The sequence below is a fragment of the Pseudomonas sp. WS 5503 genome, from assembly GCF_012985385.1.
GTDB classification, from domain to species: domain Bacteria; phylum Pseudomonadota; class Gammaproteobacteria; order Pseudomonadales; family Pseudomonadaceae; genus Aquipseudomonas; species Aquipseudomonas paracarnis.
In genome coordinates this window covers 371029-388883 of the sequence record NZ_JAAQWI010000007.1, presented here as the reverse complement: position 1 = coordinate 388883, position 17855 = coordinate 371029, and the positions used below count along the sequence as shown (strand labels likewise).

At 58.5% G+C, this 17855-nt stretch carries 27 protein-coding genes; 1 reads left to right on the top strand and 26 read right to left on the bottom strand.

The window, feature by feature from the left end:
• The first annotated feature begins 6 nt into the window (after nucleotides 1-6).
• Complete coding sequence (locus tag HBO10_RS19895; protein ID WP_169922084.1) at nucleotides 7-387, top strand: hypothetical protein; 381 nt, start codon at nucleotides 7-9, stop codon at nucleotides 385-387.
• A gap of 1 nt (nucleotide 388) precedes the next feature.
• On the opposite strand, the gene HBO10_RS19890 is transcribed toward HBO10_RS19895, so the two are convergent.
• The 26 genes from HBO10_RS19890 to HBO10_RS19765 all read right to left on the bottom strand — a co-directional run bounded on the left by HBO10_RS19890 (nucleotide 389) and on the right by HBO10_RS19765 (nucleotide 17855).
• The gene (locus HBO10_RS19890) at nucleotides 389-976 is read right to left on the bottom strand and encodes a tail assembly protein (RefSeq protein WP_057977709.1); all 588 of its coding nucleotides are present in this window, start codon (nucleotides 974-976) and stop codon (nucleotides 389-391) included.
• Nucleotides 973-1755 (bottom strand): C40 family peptidase, encoded by a 783-nt coding sequence (locus HBO10_RS19885; RefSeq protein ID WP_169922096.1) that lies wholly within the window; start codon nucleotides 1753-1755, stop codon nucleotides 973-975. Before HBO10_RS19885 ends, HBO10_RS19890 begins: the two co-directional genes overlap by 4 nt.
• 2 nt (nucleotides 1756-1757) lie before the next feature.
• Complete coding sequence (locus HBO10_RS19880) at nucleotides 1758-2462, bottom strand: phage minor tail protein L (RefSeq protein ID WP_038449272.1); 705 nt, start codon at nucleotides 2460-2462, stop codon at nucleotides 1758-1760.
• A 48-nt stretch (nucleotides 2463-2510) separates the two neighbouring features.
• Nucleotides 2511-2861: a phage tail protein gene (locus HBO10_RS19875; protein WP_038449270.1), complete on the bottom strand. Its 351-nt coding sequence runs from the start codon at nucleotides 2859-2861 to the stop codon at nucleotides 2511-2513.
• Nucleotides 2861-6289, bottom strand: coding sequence for a tape measure protein (locus HBO10_RS19870; RefSeq protein ID WP_169922083.1), 3429 nt, complete (start codon nucleotides 6287-6289; stop codon nucleotides 2861-2863). Before HBO10_RS19870 ends, HBO10_RS19875 begins: the two co-directional genes overlap by 1 nt.
• A 55-nt stretch (nucleotides 6290-6344) precedes the next feature.
• Nucleotides 6345-6680 carry a hypothetical protein gene (locus HBO10_RS19865; RefSeq protein WP_138739195.1) on the bottom strand — a complete coding sequence of 112 codons (336 nt, stop codon included), beginning with the start codon at nucleotides 6678-6680 and terminating at the stop codon, nucleotides 6345-6347.
• A gap of 41 nt (nucleotides 6681-6721) precedes the next feature.
• Nucleotides 6722-6931: a hypothetical protein gene (locus HBO10_RS19860; RefSeq protein ID WP_169922082.1), complete on the bottom strand. Its 210-nt coding sequence runs from the start codon at nucleotides 6929-6931 to the stop codon at nucleotides 6722-6724.
• A gap of 41 nt (nucleotides 6932-6972) precedes the next feature.
• Nucleotides 6973-7302, bottom strand: coding sequence for a hypothetical protein (locus HBO10_RS19855; RefSeq protein ID WP_057977697.1), 330 nt, complete (start codon nucleotides 7300-7302; stop codon nucleotides 6973-6975).
• A 39-nt stretch (nucleotides 7303-7341) separates the two neighbouring features.
• Nucleotides 7342-7842: a hypothetical protein gene (locus tag HBO10_RS19850; RefSeq protein WP_038449260.1), complete on the bottom strand. Its 501-nt coding sequence runs from the start codon at nucleotides 7840-7842 to the stop codon at nucleotides 7342-7344.
• Between the two features lie 55 nt (nucleotides 7843-7897).
• Nucleotides 7898-8284 (bottom strand): DUF3168 domain-containing protein, encoded by a 387-nt coding sequence (locus HBO10_RS19845; RefSeq protein WP_169922081.1) that lies wholly within the window; start codon nucleotides 8282-8284, stop codon nucleotides 7898-7900.
• Nucleotides 8277-8780: an HK97-gp10 family putative phage morphogenesis protein gene (locus tag HBO10_RS19840; RefSeq protein WP_169922080.1), complete on the bottom strand. Its 504-nt coding sequence runs from the start codon at nucleotides 8778-8780 to the stop codon at nucleotides 8277-8279. The genes HBO10_RS19845 and HBO10_RS19840 overlap by 8 nt, the downstream gene beginning before the upstream one ends.
• Nucleotides 8781-8783: 3 nt before the next feature.
• Entirely contained in the window at nucleotides 8784-8954 is a 171-nt protein-coding gene (locus tag HBO10_RS19835) for a hypothetical protein (RefSeq protein WP_169922079.1), read from the bottom strand.
• Between the two features lie 9 nt (nucleotides 8955-8963).
• Complete coding sequence (locus HBO10_RS19830) at nucleotides 8964-9296, bottom strand: head-tail adaptor protein (RefSeq protein WP_169922078.1); 333 nt, start codon at nucleotides 9294-9296, stop codon at nucleotides 8964-8966.
• Nucleotides 9293-9610 carry a head-tail connector protein gene (locus HBO10_RS19825; RefSeq protein WP_169922077.1) on the bottom strand — a complete coding sequence of 106 codons (318 nt, stop codon included), beginning with the start codon at nucleotides 9608-9610 and terminating at the stop codon, nucleotides 9293-9295. Before HBO10_RS19825 ends, HBO10_RS19830 begins: the two co-directional genes overlap by 4 nt.
• A complete protein-coding gene (locus HBO10_RS19820; protein ID WP_169922045.1) occupies nucleotides 9603-10016 on the bottom strand; it encodes a hypothetical protein in 414 nt (137 codons plus the stop codon). Before HBO10_RS19820 ends, HBO10_RS19825 begins: the two co-directional genes overlap by 8 nt.
• Before the next feature lie 41 nt (nucleotides 10017-10057).
• Nucleotides 10058-11263, bottom strand: coding sequence for a phage major capsid protein (locus HBO10_RS19815; RefSeq protein WP_169922076.1), 1206 nt, complete (start codon nucleotides 11261-11263; stop codon nucleotides 10058-10060).
• 10 nt (nucleotides 11264-11273) lie between these two features.
• Nucleotides 11274-11927, bottom strand: a complete 654-nt coding sequence (locus HBO10_RS19810; protein ID WP_034127822.1) for an HK97 family phage prohead protease — start codon at nucleotides 11925-11927, stop codon at nucleotides 11274-11276.
• Nucleotides 11905-13116, bottom strand: coding sequence for a phage portal protein (locus HBO10_RS19805; RefSeq protein ID WP_169922075.1), 1212 nt, complete (start codon nucleotides 13114-13116; stop codon nucleotides 11905-11907). The genes HBO10_RS19810 and HBO10_RS19805 overlap by 23 nt, the downstream gene beginning before the upstream one ends.
• On the bottom strand, nucleotides 13116-13307 hold the full coding sequence (locus HBO10_RS19800; protein WP_038449240.1) for a hypothetical protein: 192 nt from the start codon (nucleotides 13305-13307) through the stop codon (nucleotides 13116-13118). Before HBO10_RS19800 ends, HBO10_RS19805 begins: the two co-directional genes overlap by 1 nt.
• Complete coding sequence (locus HBO10_RS19795; RefSeq protein WP_169922074.1) at nucleotides 13304-15031, bottom strand: terminase large subunit; 1728 nt, start codon at nucleotides 15029-15031, stop codon at nucleotides 13304-13306. The genes HBO10_RS19800 and HBO10_RS19795 overlap by 4 nt, the downstream gene beginning before the upstream one ends.
• A complete protein-coding gene (locus HBO10_RS19790) occupies nucleotides 15031-15516 on the bottom strand; it encodes a phage terminase small subunit P27 family (RefSeq protein ID WP_169922073.1) in 486 nt (161 codons plus the stop codon). Before HBO10_RS19790 ends, HBO10_RS19795 begins: the two co-directional genes overlap by 1 nt.
• Before the next feature lie 134 nt (nucleotides 15517-15650).
• Nucleotides 15651-16046: an HNH endonuclease signature motif containing protein gene (locus tag HBO10_RS19785; RefSeq protein ID WP_169922095.1), complete on the bottom strand. Its 396-nt coding sequence runs from the start codon at nucleotides 16044-16046 to the stop codon at nucleotides 15651-15653.
• An 18-nt stretch (nucleotides 16047-16064) separates the two neighbouring features.
• Entirely contained in the window at nucleotides 16065-16382 is a 318-nt protein-coding gene (locus tag HBO10_RS19780) for a hypothetical protein (RefSeq protein WP_106118679.1), read from the bottom strand.
• A complete protein-coding gene (locus HBO10_RS19775; protein WP_167418559.1) occupies nucleotides 16382-16753 on the bottom strand; it encodes a chemotaxis protein in 372 nt (123 codons plus the stop codon). Before HBO10_RS19775 ends, HBO10_RS19780 begins: the two co-directional genes overlap by 1 nt.
• Before the next feature lie 409 nt (nucleotides 16754-17162).
• The gene (locus HBO10_RS19770) at nucleotides 17163-17363 is read right to left on the bottom strand and encodes a hypothetical protein (protein WP_169911787.1); all 201 of its coding nucleotides are present in this window, start codon (nucleotides 17361-17363) and stop codon (nucleotides 17163-17165) included.
• A gap of 138 nt (nucleotides 17364-17501) precedes the next feature.
• Complete coding sequence (locus HBO10_RS19765) at nucleotides 17502-17855, bottom strand: antiterminator Q family protein (RefSeq protein WP_034127827.1); 354 nt, start codon at nucleotides 17853-17855, stop codon at nucleotides 17502-17504.

Below are 17855 nucleotides of genomic sequence, written 5' to 3'. Positions count from 1 at the left end.
GCTGATATGACCGATTTATTCCACGTAGAAGCACTAGATCTAGCTACTCAGCCACAAGGCACGAAACAGGTTTGGTATGTAAAAGAAGGTGACTTTCTGCACTGCACCTGCGATAGCGAAGAAGCGGGAAGACTTTCTTTGCAGCACTTTAAAGATGTGCATCAAATCAACGCTTCTCTAGCCAGAATGAAAATTTTGCATGAGACCCTGACTGCGGAAGAGCATGTATTTGTCGTGGAGACAGAGCTTGCAGCGCAAGCAGTTGGGAGGCTAAAAGCTGTCCTAGAATTTGAAGCTATGATGCAAGCTGCCCCTGATTCGGCTGACAATGACGATGATTCAAAAGCGGGGTTATCCAACAGAAACAAAAACGGTCTAAAGGGCTGAATCAGATGTTGTCTTGCGTGTAGACCCCGCCAGATTCGATGGCGCCACCGATCTCGCGCTCACCGTATAGCAATGGGTAGGGATTGCCCTGGGCAATTGTGGTCACCGCGCCGCCGAAGCCGTAGCTCGGGTTGTTGCCGTCGTCGTTCTTGCCCTCGGCGGTTGCCTTGGTGGTAGGCGAGAGCATCTGCACAACACCGCCTAGCCCCACGGCAGCGCCGGCGGCCAGAAGGCCCATGCCGAGCGCAGACGAAGTACCACCTGTAAACAGGCCGGCCACGATCAGCACCACCCCGAGCAATGTCTGAAACATGCCAGCCTGCTTGCTGCCCTGGATAATCGGCTGTATGCGAATATCGCCTTCGGCACGGCCGACAAGCTCAAGCTCCTGCGCGCTGACGTTCCGCTCATCAACAAACACAGCGAAGACCAGGCCCCGCTCGTGTGCGGTCCGCATGAACTTCTCGAAGCCGGGTTTCATCGCGCACAGCGCCGCAGTGGCGTCATGAATACCGTTCAGGTCGAGTCGGTACTCTTTGCCGAACTTTTTGCCCAGCACCCCGCCTAGCTTGATGGTGCGCATGGTCATGGGCGGTAGTCCTTGTGTCGCAGGATCAGTTTCACCCGGTTCGCCATCGACCAGCCGTAGACTTCACGGGCAGCCAGGCGGCCAGGCATGTGGTGGTAAATGAAAGGGCCTGACCCGCCGAGCTTCGGTGCCGGCTCGCTGAGCAGCGCGGGCTCATCACCCAGATAAATCACCGCGTGGTTCGGGAAATAGCACTCCCGCCCTGGCGTAGGGATCTGCAACACCAGCATGTCGCCGCGCTTTGCCTCGTTGACCTGGTAAAAGCCGGTGGCTGCAAAGTTGTCCTCGTAGAGGCTCGGGCCGTCCTTGCATTCCCACCACAGGTCGGCCCGCTCAAAGTTCGGCAACTGCAGGCCCGCCTCCCTGGCGTACCAGTCCCGGCAAGCTGCCCAGCAATCAAGTAGCCCGTGAGAGAAGTCCCGGCCCAGCAGCGGCGCCTGGAAGCCGGACGGCTTAAACCACTCAATGTCACCGCCAGGCCAGCCGACGATGCCCCAGGGCAGTTCGTGCAACTCGCAGCTGACCCGGTCGGCCATGCTGGGCGTCGGCGCTTTATCCGGATGGCTGTGGATGACCGCCAGCACTTCCCCGCGATCTTCGGCGCGGGCCATGTCCTTGTGATCGATCTGGAAGTGTTCTCGCGGCGTTGTGGCCAAGTTCGTGCAAGGCACATACTCGCGACCCTCGGCAGACTTCACCAGCACCCCGCAAGCCTCGGACGGGTAAGCCCGCTCGGCGTGTGCGCGGATCTCGTCCTGCAGTTTCTGATTGATGCGCATGACTACCTCGAACTTGCGATGAGGCTTGCGCCCATGGAACCACCGAACCGGCGGGTGTTGCCCCTGATCTTGCAACTGCTCCACCAGCCCCCACAGCGGTCGAGCGCGGGGTTGTCGGTGGGTTGGTTCTTCTTATCGAACATCGCAGCTCCTGTGTAGGCGCAAGCCTCCTGCCGGTACCCGCCACGGCAGGCCCACCTGCAGAGCTTGGTTATCTGCTGGCCAGGGAGCATTTGCCCTTCCATATCGGTAGGGCTCGACAGCGAGAACGTGACCGAGATGCTCGGCAACGCCTCGGTCTTCTGCTCGATAAACCAGAGGTTCGTTTTCGATTGGTCGCTGGCTTCCGGGTTGCCGTCGGGAAAGTTGGCGGCATCCAGGAAGTGGCGAAACGTCTCGATTACTTTGACCCGGGCACCGGCCAGGTCGCGGAACTGGAAGCACAGAGCGGTTATCGCACCGCGCACCCCGCCGAGCTCATCATCCACCTGCAGCGTGGGTGTAGCTGGGCGCCCGTCGCCGCGAATGTCAAAGCCCTTGGCCTCGATCTGGAGCGGCGAGTAGAGTTGGCCCTGCCAGATGATGTCGCCCTCATGGGCGTGGCCGTGGAAGCGCCAAACCGTAGCGCCCAGGCGCGTAGCGTCCAGCTCGTACAGCCTGATCTGGTTGCCGGGCTCGAGTTTTTGAATATCGGTGTTGTAATTCATAGGGCCCCAGAAACAAGAAACCCCGCACTTGGCGGGGCTTGATAAGGGTTAAGTTCGAGGATTGAACGCCTGCTTTACCGTGAAGGTGACGGTATAGATGTTCGCGCCCAAGGCTTTCTTTTTGTACCCGTTGGATCGATACCAACCTTCTGACTCTCCAGGCGGCGAGTAGCGAAAGGCCTTGTAGCCTTCGTGTCGATCGAGGAACTTGATCAGCTCAGGAAATTCCTCACCCGGGGAGTCCTCGCCGGTATGCACTAGGTTCCAGACCTGGCTCTTGGTATTGATGCCAATACCTCCGGTCTGGGTCATGCCGTCGCCGAACTCGTTCTCCCAGGTGCGCTGGCTTACGTCGCCATCGGCCCCTACCTCAACGTCAAAAGTAAATGTCTCAGCCATCAACGCCTCCACAGCCGGCCGCCCTGGCGCATCTCTGCATCCAAGAACTTGCCCATACGCGCCTCAAGTGCCGATCCGATGGAATCACCCTGCATTTGCGCCTCTTGGCTGCTCATGCCCGGCTGGGCCTGAACGGTAACTGGTGCGCTGAAGATGATTTGTGAGGGACCGCTGGGCGACGATTCCGTCGAAGAGCCGACCAGCGCAGCCCGGCCATTACCCGTAGACTCCAGACTACCGACCCCAATGCGCGCTTCGGGTTGTGCACCGCTTAGGCTGTTGTCGATCCTTGACAGCATTGCATCCAGCTTCGCGCTGGTTTGAGCAGTGGTAACCCGCTCACCCTTTTGCAGAAACCAGCTGCCATCCTCGGGAACCGAGTCGATACCGTCGTGCGCCATACCTGCCAGCGCGGTCATGCCCACGGCCGAGGCCAGGGGGCCAGTAATCGCCATAGCAGTAGCCATTGCCGCCGGCGCGGCTGCTGGCCCTATGATCGGAATGGCCGCAGTGGACGCAAAGGCATTGAGGCCTGCCGTTAAAGACATAGCCTGAGCGTTTGCGCCCATCATCCCAGCCGCACTTGACTGCGTGGTCTTCCCCACCAGCATCTGAATGCCCTGGTAGATCAACCACTGCGCGGCCATGTCCCCCAGCGCCTTCAACATCGACTTGGCAAAATTGCCGACCATGTCGCCCAACGCATCACCCGCATCTTCTGCACCGCTGGCCACATCTGAAAAGAACGTGCCCAGCCCGCCAGTGGCCTCGCTCAACGCCGTGTTAGTGATATCCGCAGCCTGGGCCGAGTAGTCTCGGGCGGCATCGGCATAGTTCACCCACGCCTCGTTGACGCCATTCATCCAGTTGGCTTGCTGTTCGTCGGTGGCGGCGTAGTAGTTCTCCTGCGCCAGCAGCCGCTTATTCAGCTCATCCTGCAGGACCAGCGTTTCATTGGCATACAGCTCGGGTGTGATCTGCCCAGTGTTGCGTTGCTCATTGAGGGCGGCCACGTCAGCGGCATACTTCTGCCGCATCGTCAGATCAGCCCGCATCCGGTCCCTGGCCTTGTCACCCATCCCGACGCCAGCCAGTTCCTGCTCAAAACCATCCTTCGTGGTTTGGGTGGTCAATGCCTGGGCGTTTTTGAAGGCCGTCAGCTTTAGGTCATCCTCGTTGGCCTTCTTCAGCTTGTTCAGCGCATCCAGCTCGGCAGCCATGCCCATAAGCTTTTTCTTTTGAGCCTCGCTCAGCTTGCCGAGCTTCCCCTCCTGCAGCTCAAAGGAAAGCTTCATCACCTCGGTGGCGTCTTTCTGCTTGTCACCGGTGGTGTTGATCAGCTCGATCTGGCGCTTGTAGCCTTCCTCTGCAGTGTCAAACGACTTGAGCTGTTGCTTGGCGGCCGATTGCCCTTCGGCGGTGTTCTTCCGAGCGGCCTTGGTAGCGGCGTCATCAGAGGCTTTCTGCGCATCCTTCGCCGCGGCCGCGGAACGGATTGCGACGATCATCCCTTCAGTGAGATCTTTATTCTCAGCAATAAACCGATTGGCAGCTTCAAGAGCGGTTTTATCTTGAGCGGCACCGAGTTGCTTTTGCAACTGCTCCAGATACTTTTGCCCGACGCCTGCGGCCGCAGCTTTGGCGGCGGCGTTCTCCAGCTGGGCGCGTGTGTTTTCATTGGTCTGGCCGGTGAGCGCAGTAAGTGCCGCTTTAAGCTGGGAAACCTTTTCGGCATTCTCAGCCGCAGCGCCACCACTTTTCTCCAGGGCGTCTGCCATCTCAGTAGTGACGCCGGGCACCACGCGCACTTGATCCGCCACCGACTTCCAGTCGACAACCATACCGGCCGACTGATCAGAGGACGCTTTCTTGATGATTTCCATTGCCGACTGGAATTCAGGCGGCAGCGGAGCTATGCCGGCCATGAAGCCGGAGGCGCCAGCAAGGCCGGCGTTTGTCAGGCTGCTTTGAAACTCAAAAGCGATTGAGCCCGCCGCGGTAGTCAGATCGCTCTCAGCATCCTCAATGGAAGCCTTGAGCTCCCGAAGGGTGACAGACTGGGTTGCCCTGTTGAGCTTGTTGAATTTCTCAACGAGCTTATCAATCGGGTCACCGAGATCGCCCAGTTTCTTCTCAAGTCCGCTGGTATTGTCGCGCAAAGTAAGGAATGCAGTGGCCGCACCTACGGCAAGCGCAGCGATGCCAACAGGACCGCCAAGCATTCCGACCAAGCCAAGGCCGGCTCGGCTGACACCCGACTGCGCTACAGCTACTGCGTTGGTTGCGCGCGTTTCTGCGAGCCTGGCCTCTGCGAGCTGAAGGGACATCTGGGTTTGTACGGCGGTGCCTCGCGCAGCGATAGCTTCTTTCTCAGCCAGAAACACCGATGTCTGCGCTTTCTGTTGCTCCGCTTGCGCCACCAGCAAGACCGCTGTCGCTTGGGCCTTTCTCGCTGCCGCATCCTTGAGCGCCGAGTAAACAGCCGCCGCGCCCGATGAGGCGGCCATTGCACCGTATCGAGAAAGAGCAGCAACCGCGGCGATGATCGACACATCTGCCAAGGTTGAAAAATTGTCGCCTATCGCGCCAATAGCGTTTCCGAGAACACCGGTAAAATTGGTAGTTTCGTCCAGGCGCCCGACATATACGTCGAAGGCATTTGTCAGATTTTGCAACGCATCACGGACTGCGACCGTCATGCTGTCAGCGAGCTTCCCATTGGCCTCAGCGGCCTTTTGCAAACCTTTGGTGAGTACATCAAGACCAAGCTTGCCGTCCGCACCAAGAGAGCGAATCGCTTCGGCGGATTTGCCAGTTGACGTGGAGACGGTTTCTACGATGGAGGGCATAGCGGCGAGCATCGCCTGCCAACCATCAGCATCTACCTTGCCTGTTTGCAGCGCTTTTGAGTAACCGTCAATAGCGGATTTTGCTCTATCAGCTGATGCCGAGTTGGTCACCAAAAGGAAACTGAAGCTGTCCATAACATCCAGCGCCTGGCTGGTGTTATAGCCCATAGACTTCAGGCTTCCCGAAGTCCTGATGTAGAGTTCTTGTGCTTCGGCGAGCGGTCGATAGGTGCGCTTAGCTGTATCCAGAAGACGTTGCTGGACCAGATCGTACTCAGCAACACTGGATGTGGCCATGCCGATACGGTCGGACATTTGCCCGTAGGAGTCGGCGGCCTCAATGATCTTTCCAATACCAGCCGCGCCGATAGCTCCTGCCAGTGCGGTCTTGATCAACCCTGACGCGTTGAGAGCCCGCTCGCCAACACGATCAAAAGCGCTGTCGATTCTCCCTAGGCTCTTATCAATCTTTCCCGATGCCATGCCTACGCTGGAGTCTGCGCGCGCCATCTCCTGACGCAGCTGGGCCGTGGTCGCTTCGATGCGTACCAGCATCCCCTGTACGTCGGTATCGGCCATGCTTTTCTCCAGACATAAAAAAACCCGCCGGAGCGGGTAGCGAAATTGATAAAAATTAGCGGCAGAACTGTGACCAAGCTTGCTCAAAGTCAGTCGAGGTCATGCGATCATCGCCCGCAAACACCACCATTTCCTCAGACGCCGCGATGAATCTCTTGAAGCCGGCATACCCCCCGAAGGAGTTCTTCGAGTTCACCTCGCCGCAAAAACCTTTCTGATTACGAAATTCAGCGCTTTCTGGATCTTTCAAGACCCCGGACACGAACTCTCTCGCAACACGTTGAGATCGTATTTCAGCCATCTCGGCCTTGCTCCTAGCCTTATCGGCCTCGGACTGACCACAAGCTGCCAGCAACAAAAAAAACGGAACAACCATCATCAGCTTTTGCATTCCCAATCCCTCGCGTTTAATCGGAGAAGACTATCAAAATGCTACGCTGACTGCCTCCCCGTGAGCGCCTGCCGCAGCTTATCCGCTACGCTCGACGGCGAAGGTTTGTCGGTCTTAGTCTTTGTCTTGCCGGTGCCAAACGGGTTGGTCATCTGCGCCCACTCGATCTTGGCGTCCATGGCCAGGAACAGTTCGGGCATCGGCGTGCGCCAGGCCATATCAGGAGGCCAACCCAGCCAGCCCGTGGCCACCGCGTAGAGCCGGTCGACGTAGCTGCCGTCCTCGACAGCACTTACGCCGCCGCCGGCTTTTCCTTTCCCGCATCAGGGCCTTTCGGGTTGTAGAGCGCTACCAGGTAGGCGTTCAGCTGCACGGACACATCCAGCACGCCTGCCTGCCACACTTGCTCAGCAACGGCCTCGGCCGCCTTGCCTTTCAAACCAGCACCGCCGGCGATGATCACGGCGCAACCGTCGATGCTCAATGCGTTGATGGCCTGGGACGCACCACGCAGGCCACCGAAGTGGGCCTCAATCGCTCGCACGGCGCCGAGTGTCGGCATCAAAGTGTAGGTCTCGTCGCCCAGCTTGATGTCGACGGTTCCGTAAAGGGTTTTGCTCATGTGTCGAAACCTCGGGGGGCGGGGCCGAAGCCCCTGTGTTTAAGGGGTGACAGGTGCCGGGAGGATTTCCAGGATGTCTGAGTTGATGCCAATGGTGACGTTGCGGCGGACCACGTTGTCAGCAGCACCGGCGGCGACGGTGTTGTTCATCACCTTGCCGCGCAGGTAGAACGTGGTCGGCAGCACGGCCGGGGTGGCATCTGGATCGCCATCGTTCAGGGTGATCTTGATGTTGTAATCGCCCTTGCTGCGATCGCGGTGAGCGATCTTCAGCTTGGCCTGGCCCAGGTCGCCGTTGTCCAGGCCGACGGCCAGGGTCAGGTCGCCGGCGTCCGCCGTGCCCTTGTACTTGCGCACGCGGCCATCGCGCAACGACGTGAAGGTCACAGAGCTGAACGTGTCGCCGAACTCGCCCAGGTCTTCCACTTCGCCGATATCGACGTAGGTGTCTGCCTTGTAAAGCGCTTCAGTGTCCGCGCCGTTCTTGCTACCGATACCGATCCGGCAGCCGGCGGCTGTATTGAGGTTGTCTTCGGCCATGGGGGTTCCTCCAGGGGCACATTGGATAAAGCCGCGGTGCGGCCGGGTGTTGGGTTTAGTGCGTGGTAATGACGCGGACCGTGACCGATCCTTGATACGTGACGCCGTCAGAATCGCGCTGGGCGTCGGCCTGCTCGACGCGGACCGATACAGCGCGCCCGACGGACAACGGCAGGCGACGCTCGTCCAGAGCAGCCACAACCTCGCCGAGGATGCGCTTCACCTCGGCCTGGCCATGGGCATCCGACCAGACCGACAGATAGACCAGGCGCTGCTCGCGCTTTCTGCCGGTAATGGGCGATATGTTGGTGGATATCTCCCGGTCAAACGAGACGTATGGCATCGGTGAGTTCATCGGAGCGCCGTCGTAAACGGGGCATGACAGCTCGGCCAATAACCGAGCGTACAGCGCCTCCTGCAACGCAACAGAAGGATCAGCCATTGGTAAGCCCCTTGCTCGCCTTGAGCAGCGTTCGCCCGATGGCTGCCTTGATGTTGGCCACCACATACTCCCGATTCACGTCCTTCGCTGGACGAAGCCATGGATGCGCGGGGCGCGCTGGGATGTCCGGGTACTTGCCGAAGAAGTGCGAACCATCCGTCTTGTTTGTAGGCCGACGGCTGCGCCCTCCGGCGCGCTTGTTGCCGGTGTAACCCTTGGTGCCGTACTCGATGAAGCGCAAGTAGAAGAAGCGCTGCTTGTTCTTCTTGCCCCTGATGCCGATTCGGGCGTCCAGGCCGCTTTGCGAAATAAACACCGTCAACGCTGCAGCCGCGGCGCCAGTGTCTTTTGGGATCAGGTTTTTCATCGTTGCAAGGATCTGCTCAGCACTGTCACGCATCACCGGTGCCAGCTCGTTATCCATGGTTTGGTGGATGGTGCGCAGCGTCCGACGAAGCTTGAAGTCGCCGGACATGCGCGATCGGCGGGCGGCCATGGCCTACTCCTTGGCTTTGCCTGCCTTGTAAGCGGCTGGCGGCGCCTCTGGAGCAGGCTCTACCAGGCCGCGGCCCACCAGGTCGGCACCAAGCTTGGCGTCGACCACAAACTCATCACCCTTCTCTCGGTCACCAGTGGCGCCGGACAGGGTTCCCAGGGCAACAACTTTCATAATTCACCTCTATGGATTGGGTACGTTTGAACAGAGCAGTCGAAGCATGTCGCGCTCGTTGTTCGGGAGCGCGGCTTCGATCAGGTAGGTGGTGGCGATTCCATTCGCCTGGTAGACCAGCCGATTGCCTGCGACCGCGTCAGGGCGGGGATGCATGCGAATCTCTGCTGTTACCACCGCTTTCAGTTGCTCAGCCACGGGGGATACCCGCCCCGTCGGCAATGTAATCTCAGACCAGAGCTTGCCGACTTCGACCCAGGCGATATCGAAACCGCCTGTTTTGTTCTTGGTGAGCACTGGCTTGAACATCGTGCCCCGGTGGCGCAGCGGTCCCGCTCTCATACATTCACCCAGCGGTGAGGCTTCCACAGTGCATTGGTTGCCATTGGCAATTCCGCAGTGATCGTTCCGATCACCACCGTCTCGCGGCTGCTATACCAGTGCCCGATCAGCAACAGCGCTCCTTGCTTAATTGCCTTGGTCATCAGCAGCGCATTGCCGACCGGATCAGGCAAAGCCGTCTCAGGATCGACTAGTGTGCGATTGGTCCAGGTCTCAAACGCGCTGAGGGCTGCATCCGTGTAGCCCTGAATCAGCGCATTCTCGTCGTCATGGTCGACCCGTAAGTGAGCCTTGACGATGGGGAGATCAATCAACCTTCGGCACCAACGCCTGAAGGGCTTCTTTGTTGGCGGACGGATCGAACTCGATCCCTTTGCCAGCGAGCCAGACCTTCAGATCGGAAACCTTCATCTTGAGCGGATCGGTTTCTTTCTGCGCATCGATCGCTGCGTCGATTTCTTCCTGAGAGCTGCGCGATGCGTAACCCTCGGGAGGGTAATTCACTGCCAGGTAGCCAGCCTCAACAAACTCAGCAACTGTAGGGCCATCCAGTTTCAGGCCCCTGGCATCTAATTGATCGAGGTAAGACGCCACGCCCAGGTGCTCGATAGCCACCAGCGCGCACCGATCCGAGACCTCCTGCTCGCCAGCAGGAACCTCAACCACATGGTTGCCGTCCGCAGAGAATGGGAACGGCTTCTTCACAAGAATAATCGGCATAAATCCTCCGGTAGGCTGGGCGCCCCTAGGCGCCAGCCGATTTAGGCAGCGGCGCTCAGGGTGAGAATCTTCACGGCCTGGGAGTCAACCAGCATGCCGCCGACACGCTTGGTAGTGTAGAAACCAACGAACGGCTTGTTGGTGTAGGGGTCGCGCAGCACGCGGGTGCCGATGCGGTCGACAATGGTGTAAGCGCGCTTGAAGTCACCGAATGCAATGGCATTGGAGTCAGCCGCAACATCTGGCATGTCTTCGTTTTCGGTGATGCCGTAGCCCAGAAGGACCGACGGCGCACCCGCTTCCAGGCCTGGGCGCCACAGGTAGTTGCCATCGCTGTCCTTCAGCTTGCGGACGTAGGCAACAGTCAGGTTGCCCATCATCCAAGTGCCATTGGCGCGGTAGCCCGCCTTGAGGGCGTGAATGAGGTTGATCAGGCTGTCGCCAGTAATCGCCCCGGCAGTGCCAGAAATGAGCTTTTGAAGAACGCCGAACGCGCGATCGTCATCGCCCTTCAAGTCGAGGCCGTAAGCCAGCATACCTTTGGGCTTGTTGATGCCATCACCTTTCGTAAAAGCACTGCCTTCCTTCTCGGCGAAGTCGCGAGCAACCTCGCCATTCAGCCAGCCCTCGGCATCGAAGAAGATGTCGTCAAGGCTGGTCTGAGTGGCTTGCGGGTTGGCGTACAGCTCACCCATAAACGCAGAGATGTTGCCGAGCTTTGGAGTGTTGGTTGCCGGACGAGGGTCGGTTTCACCCACCCAGCCAGCACCGTTGCCGCCGAGGTTAACCAGGCGTTTGTAGTCTGGGCTACCAACAGTGATCTGATTGCAGACCTGACGCATAGGCGATGTATCGCGCAGCAGTTCGATGATGCTGCGATCCAGTTCTTCGGGAACCGCAAAACCGCCATCGGCATCAACGCCGACCTGCAATGCCTTGGCCTGCAGTTCGCCCAGGCCAGTCTCGGTACCCTTGCGCACGAACTGCATGAATGCGGCCTTGTGCTCACTGGCGGCCTTGGTGCCGGTACCGTCTGGGCGCTTGAGAGACAACAGCTCTTTTTCCAGATTGCTTTTCAGCTCATCCAACTCGCTCAACTTCTCGTTGAGGGTATCGACCTGGCCGGACAGCTTGCCCTTTTCTTCTTCCAGGCCATCAATGCGCTTGTCATTGGTCTTTTTGAATTCGTCGAACTTCTTGCCCAGGGCTTCGGCGACGTCATCGATATCTTTCTTTTCAACAGCCATGAGAGGCTCCTTAAATGCGGGTCAGTAAAGATTTGAGGGATTGCATTGCATCGTCGGCATCCGCCTCTCGCGGTGAAACTGCGCCGTAGCCCTTGGCCATAAAGGCCTTGGCCTGGGAGCCAGAAAACCCAACCTCTCGAAGGGCTCGCTCCACTTTGCTGGGCGGCGGTGTTTCGCCGCGGGCCAGCAGAGATTTCACATCGGTGATACGGGCCTCATCGTTGGCCGGGAACGTCACCAGGGAGAGCTCCCAAAGGTCGATTGCCTTCAGAATCCAAACTCCCTTCTCCTTGTCATACTCGTAGTCATCGAGCATGTAGCCGATGGAGGTCCCGGTCAGGCTGCCTGCCTTCATGTGCGCATGGGCACGCTTGGCAAGCGGGTCATCCTCAATAAGCAGGCGCCCTTTGAAGAACAACCCCACATCGTCTTCACGCATCTCGGTGTAGATGCCGATCGGTTCGTTCATGTTGTGCTGCCAGAGCATGGCCGGCAGGCGGCCCTTCTCTTTCCACTTGGCCAGACTAGCCGTGAATGCCCCGCGAACAACCACGTCGCCGTAGCTGTCCTCGACACCAAACACAGAGCCATAGCCCTCGAACTCGCCGCTTTCGCTGACCGATTTAATGGTGAGCGGTCGGTCAAGACGCTGTTTTGTCTGCATCGTCGGCAGCCTCTGGTTTGGTAGTCATGTTCATCGGGGTTAGGTAGATGTCGCCGCCCTCGCGGGGATTTTCGTCTTCCAGTTCGCGGCAGTCGTTGGGGCTCAAAATCCCCCATTGGATGCCCTTTCCATAGGATTCGTACCGGCCTTTAAGGTCACCACGCATCAGTGCCCCAGCATTGAACTTGGCGTAATGCGTCAGGCGGTCTTTCTCGTTGAGCAGGCCGACCTGAATGCGGTGCTCAATACGAGTCATGATCGGAACCAGCGAGTAGTTCACGAAGCTCATGCCCATGTGTTCGATGTTGTTGAGCGTCATCTTTTCCATGCTGGCCACCAGGTGCGGCGGCACGCGGAACAAGCCGCAGATCTGCGACTCGGTAAGCTTTTTTGATTCGATGAACTGGGTGTCTTGGGCGTTAAGGCTGATCGGCTTCCAGTCCAGCCCCATCTCCAGAATCATCGGCTTATAGGCATTGGCCACGCCCATGTGCTCGCCCTGAAAATCCGCCTTGAGCCGCGCGAATGCTTCGTCGGTGAGCTGCTGCTCAGTGCGCAAAACACCGCTGGTAACGGCACCGTTCGTGAAGAGCTTGGCGGCGTGAGCATCCATTGCCTGGCCCAGGCCCAACGCCTGGCGCGCATACGCAATAGGGTTTAACCCGTTGAGTCCGTCAAGCGTGAATAGCCGCACATGCCACAGCTCATCCTGGGTCAGCGTCCGTGTTCCCGACTTAAAGTTGACGGTGTATTCAACCGTCCAGTCGTCTTTGAGTTTTGGCGTAACGATGTCAGGGCTGAGCGGCAATAGCTCAACCACGTTACCCAGCGCCATCACCTTGTAAGCATAGAAGTTGCCACGAAGACAAAGGCACGCCACCAACATCTCCCAGAACTCCTGGGAGGTCATGTAGCTATTTGGCGCCATAGTGATGAGCGGGTAGAGCCGATGTGTCGTTGCGGGCAATCGAACTCGACCGGTCTGCTTAAGTAGCCGACAAGGCAGCATCCCCATCGACTCAGCCAACACCCGAACGCAATTGAATACGACCAGTTGCTGCATGGCGCTGGTGGTAGTCACGCGCTGGCCGGCATTGCTTTCGTAGCCCGCACCCAGCGCCTGAGCCAGCTTTTCTGGCGTATCAATAACCTGGGTTCCGCTCTTCCTTCCAAGCATTGCGCGGAGCATCAGCGACCCCCTCGAATAATAGAGGCCACTGACAAGGTGATTAACAGTGCACCACAGACAGTCAATGCCAGCGGCTCACCCATCCAGGACCAAAGACCACGGGTCAGCAATGCCAAACCAAGGACGCCGACGAGATCGGGGGCAGCCTCTTTCAGCGCCTCCAGCTTTGGCGGCTTGATTTCGTTGGTCATAGGGTTCGAATTCCGTGCTTTGAGATGTGGTCAGAGAGAGTGTCTTCGGGATGGAGGTTTGCCAGGACACGCCCGATCGCCATGATCAGAGCTACGGCGCCGTCGATTTTGTTGTCATCGCCCTGCTTGATTGGACGGACAATGTCGTCGTTTCCCGGCATGTTTTTGCCAATCACGTTGGCGATACACCAGGTCATAATCGGATGGCCATCATGGTGAAAACGGCCCGCCTCAATGGCGGCCTCCAACTCCTTCATGGGGTCGGACATGTTGGTGTAGTTCTGAGTGATCGTGATCGGCTCAAAACCCTGGTCATCAAGGTCGTGACTGAGGCCTGTGGCGCCGTGCGGGTCAATCGGGCATTCACGCACCGGTGCGTGATGATTTGCCTCTTTGGTGTCCTCAAGGATCTCGCGGTAGTCAACCTCAGCACCGTCGGTCACCTCCAAATGCTTAGTGTGAATCCAAGCCTGGAAGCGCTCAGCCATTCGCTTGTTGTCGGTGTTATAGGCGGTGTCGTATGGGACCCAGAACTTTGGCGCAATGCTGTAGTAGTGGTTCTTCCCATCGATAACACGCCAGAACAACCGGGCTCTCGAGTTCATGTCGAGCTTTCGCGCCAAGTCGAAACCGGCAATCCACTCCTGCCCCTCGAACTGCTCCAGGGTCAGCGAGGTGTCCTCGCAGGCCTTCCAGCTTTCCATGTTGTAGAAGCCGGACTTGGCGCTCACCCAAAGGTTGAGGTGCTTTGTTTTGAAGGTGTTGGCAAAGCGGGCCGAGCGAATGGCTCGTGCCTGCTGACTCTCCAGGTACTCCTGAAACACTGACACGCCGTGGTTCGGGTTGGCCTTGGCCAGCATCTTCGGATCGGTCCAGTCGTCGCCCTCGTCGAGCGTCCAGATCCAGCCGAACAACTCTTCGTCCGGCACGGTACCGGCTAGCATCTCGACGACCTGGCGGCGTTTGTCGTAGCACGGGCCTTCAATGTCAGCGCCGGCAGTGGTGATGATGAACATCAAAGGCTGACGCCGCGCGCCCATGCCGGTGAGCATGGTGTCGTACTGGGCTGACGTTGGGTGCTCGTGGTATTCGTCGACGATGGCGCAGCTTGGCGACGCGCCGTCGCCGGGGTTGCCGATTAAGGGTTCGAAGCGGCTGAAGTCGGACGGAATGTTCATGTTCGAGGCGTTCACCTCGATGCCGGCGGCCTGAATCAGCATCGGCGACTTGCTGACCATCAGCTTGGCGGGCCGGAAAACCTCCCACGCTTGCTTCTCTGTGGTCGCACCGGCATACACCTCGGCGCCGAACTCGCCATCGGCGACGAACATACTGATGCCCACGCCGCCGGCGACAACAGACTTGCCGTTCTTCCTGGGCACTTCCCAGTAGCTTTCACGGAAGCGGCGGTGGCCGCCCTTCTTCTTGACCCAGCCGAACGTCACGGCAAGACCGAAAAGCTGCCAGGGCTCCAGCGTGATCAGCTGACGCTTGAATGCCCACTCGCCCTTGGTGTGCGGGAGCAGCTGCATCAGCTTCAGTTTTTTCTCGGCCTTTGCCGCGTCGAACTTGAAACGGAAGCCGCGTTTGCGGCTGGCCGCCAGGTCGTCGAAGTGGCGCTGCACCGCCTGGTGTATGTAGCGGCACGCCGGCACCTTCCCGCGGAGCAACGACCGACCCCACGCCATTGCCTTGTCGACATTGGGGTGGGCAGATTTGGTCATCAGGTTCTCAGCAGGCTGGCAAATTCGTTGGTTTCTTTCTCCTTATTGCCGCCGATCAGTCGCGTTCGACTGGCCGGGTCCAGGCCCAGCATCGAACCGAACGTCACCATTTGGCGCATCGTTTCGTTCGCGGCGGTAAGTGCGGGGTTCTTCATCGGCCCGCCCATGGCACCAGTCACAACGATCCCGTGCTCCTGGATCGACTCCTGCGCAAGGCGCCAGTTGTCGTAGGCGCTACAGAAGGCCTCAACGTTGTGCAGGTCCGTGATCGCCACCACGTTCTCCCGCAACAGCTCCGGGACAATCATGTTCCACATGGTGGCGGCGCGCGGGCTGAACCAATCCGGCGGGTCGATCTGGGTAATCTTGGAAAACTGCGGCTCGGCTGTGTTCAGCGCGCGCTTGCCAGGGTTCCCGGCGAGTGCTTTTTTGGCCGTTGGCTTGGGTTTGCGACCACGGCCGGCGACCGTGGCGGTGCCTCCCATCGCGCAACTCCTGAATTTTTAATTTCGCGGGTGTAAGAAAAAGGCCAAGGGGACGGTCTAGCTACCAAAAACCCCAGACTTTTTACCCTCCCCCACCTAAATGAGAATCACGATCATTTGAGCGTGACTTTCGGTCAATTTGCACGACTTTTCGACGGATTGCCCCAGCCGCCGTCCTCAGACGCCGTCTTCCTGCTGTGGCAAGGGTGGCAAAGGGCTTGCCAGTTCGCGCTATCCCAGAACACGGCCTTGTCTCCTTTGTGAGGGGTTATGTGATCGAGATCAGTGGCCGCTACTACGAGACCTTGGCGCTCGCACTCGACACAGAGAGGATGCTTGGCCAAGTACGCCTTGCGTGCTTGCTGCCACTTATAGCTGTAGCCGCGCTGCGCGCTGGTCTCACGTTGCCGCTCCTTCCGCTTAGCCTCGGTGCTCTTGCCGATGTCCGCATGGTCATCACAGTAACGAGGGTTGCGGGTAAGGACGTTGCAGCCCTGCACGTTGCATGGCTTCTTTGGCCTCAAAGGCATAACCGCATCCACTCCGAATCATTGGGCCGCGCGACTAAGCGCTTCGTCTGCCTTGTCTGCGGCCTGAGCTGCAGTTGTTGCAGCCTTCGATGCCTTATCAGCGGCGGTGCCAGTCTTACGAGTCAGTTCTTCAAGACGCTTGTCCCGCTCTTCCATGGCCGTGTCGTATGCCTTTCGGATCTCTTCGACCTGCCTGCCTTGCTTGTCTGCGAGCGACCAGTAGCTGACCTGGTAACCAAGAACAGCACCACCACCGACCAGCAGCACGGCAATGGCCCAGACCTCAGCCCGCCTCCACCACCTGCGAGCAATGAATTCCAGTGCGCATCTGTCCATCAGGCGATACCTCCAAGCTTGGTGCGCAGGCGGTGGATCTCTTCGCTCTGCAGCGTTACGCGCTCGGTGAGTTGCCCGACCTGGCTGGTGAGGGCTTCGATCTTCCCCTCCATCCTGCCAACGGCTGCGGCGAGATCGTTCCGCTCTTTCGCGAACTGATCGGCGCGGGCCTCGGCTTCTTTGCGGGCGGCGCGCTCTTGGTTGAGCAGCTCATTGAGCCGACGCAGAGTGCCGATATCGGCGTTGTCCATCGCACGATCGGTTGCATCCTTCGACAAGAACTTGCGAAGCCAAAGCAAGCCACCAAGGACGACAGTGGCACTACCGCCCAGCCAGGTAGCTGTGCCCGGGCCGAGGTCAGTAGGATCCATCCGATACTCCAGAAACGAAAAAGCCCCGCACAGTGGCGGGGCTTGAGGAAAAGTATAAGTTATCGAGCTAACGGCTCTTTGCCCTTAGCGGGGCCTGAAGGTTTTTTAACAGACGTTTTCGTCAGGGGCGATCCCGCGGGCGCCCTTTTCGAACTAATCACGTACTCACCATGCGTGGATCGAGTACGTTGAACTTCGGAATTCACCCAAACCCCTTTATAAGCTCGATCAGCATCCTTAGTGGTTTTCCACAATGTGGCCTCCATTACCCTGGATAAGGCGTCAGCGGAGGCTGTATCTAGAGGAGCGAAAGCGTGTGATTTGTGCTTGGCAGTTGCTCGCCCGCGCACAACAGCCACACCTACAAGGAGCGCGATCCCGACAACCCATAACGCCATGATGGTTAGAGTCATACTTCCTCCTCAAGCATTGCCACTAAATACGACACGACAATCACAAAAAAACTGATAGCTGCCATTGCCGCACCAGCCCTGATTGTATCGGCGTTGATCGCCTCGCCGATTATCAGCGTCGTGGCGCCGGTTACCATGAAGCCGGTACCAATACATAACAATAGATTGGTAATCCACCGGATCGTTTTGCCGTTCATCTACTTCCTTGATATCAATCGATCCAGTCTGATGCCGGGGTACGAACCCAGTATAGCAAAAAGCCCAACTCTAGGGTCGGGCTTTGCTCGCGGAAAAACCGCAAAGTAACTGAAATCTATATGCAGGGACCGGGCCTGTCAAGCAGCCTGACGACGAATATCTAAAGCCCCATCAATCCACGCAATTCCCGCCTTCCAGAGCCCACGTGTCTTCTCTTCGCCGAAGCCCATCTTCTTTCCAACGTCCATTAAGGAGCTGTCGAGCCTGGTGTAGTACTTCATCAGCACCTGGCCGCATTCCGGGTAGCGCTTGAGCAGTCGGCCCATCAAGCCATCGATCATCAGGGCATCGTCATCGGTGATCATTGGCGACAGGACAGTGTTCTCACGAGAGGCGCAGCACGAAACACCAGAGCCCAGTACAACCCAGCGGCCCCAATGCTCCAGCAGATCCTCAGCGGTGCGTTCTCTAAAGCTCGGTGTGAAGGCCAT